The 977-nt window shown below is 55.8% G+C and carries 2 protein-coding genes; both read left to right on the top strand.

The window, feature by feature from the left end:
- The coding region (locus NTD80_RS10955; protein WP_262133554.1) for a transposase at nucleotides 1-327 on the top strand (327 nt) is incomplete at its 5' end.
- Nucleotides 324-977: IS3 family transposase (locus NTD80_RS10950; protein ID WP_262133552.1), on the top strand; the 654-nt coding region annotated here is incomplete at its 3' end. The genes NTD80_RS10955 and NTD80_RS10950, both read left to right, overlap by 4 nt.

Below are 977 nucleotides of genomic sequence, written 5' to 3'. Positions count from 1 at the left end.
CGTCCAAATCTGAGGTGTTTGGATATGCGTAAATCTTATTCATGTGAGTTCAAACTCAAGGCTGCCAGCATGGTGCTGGACGAGGGGCAGTCGGTTCCCGAGGTCTGTGCCAGCTTGGATATTGGCCCTACGGCCTTGCGCCGCTGGGTCGATCAAGTTCGCAAGGAACGCTTGGGCTCGACTCCGGTGGGAGCCAAGGCGATTACCGCGGATCAGCGAGAGATCCAGGAACTTAAAGCCTTGCTCAGGCAAAGAGACCGGGATATCGAAATCCTAAAAAAGGCCAGTGCTCTCCTGCTTTTGGACGCCAAAGATCACTCTCGTTGATCTGTGAGCTGGGCGAGCAGTACGGCGTTAACGATTGCTGTCGTGTGTTCGGAATAAACCGCAGTAGCTTTTACGCATGGCGTCAGCGCCAAGGCAAGGTGAGCCCTAAGCGAGAGAAACTCAAGGCTATGCTGGTCAAGCACCACAGGGCGTCGAGAGAGTCTGCGGGCGCTCGTACCTTGGCTAAACAGCTGCAAGCCGGCGGGCATGATGTCGGGCGGTTCATGGCTCGCAGCTTGATGCGAGAAGCAGGCATTGTCAGCCGTCAACGCCGGCGCCATAAGTACAAGTCACCTGGCGTGGAGGCTTTGGTGGCACCGCATGTGCTCAAACGCAAGTTTGATGTTGCGACGGTCAATCAGGTGTGGTGTGGGGACGTGACGTACATCAAAGTCGGCAAGCGTTGGCTGTATTTCGCGGCGGTTCTGGACTTGTTCGCTCGCCGGATTGTGGGCTGGTCGTTTTCGATGATCTCTGATGCCACGCTGACCTGCGAAGCCCTGCGCATGGCGATTGAACTGCGCGGTCGCCCAAAAGACGTACTGTTTCACTCCGACCAAGGTTGCCAGTACACCAGCCATAAATTCAGAAATGAACTGCTGGAACATGGACTCCGACAAAGCATGAGCCGTAAAGGCGAATGCTGGGAC

It is taken from the genome of Pseudomonas sp. 13B_2.1_Bac1 (assembly GCF_025466155.1).
Classification (GTDB): Bacteria; Pseudomonadota; Gammaproteobacteria; order Pseudomonadales; family Pseudomonadaceae; genus Aquipseudomonas; species Aquipseudomonas aylmerensis.
Note: the sequence above shows the minus strand (reverse complement) of the source record. Positions and strands in the feature narration are given on the sequence as shown.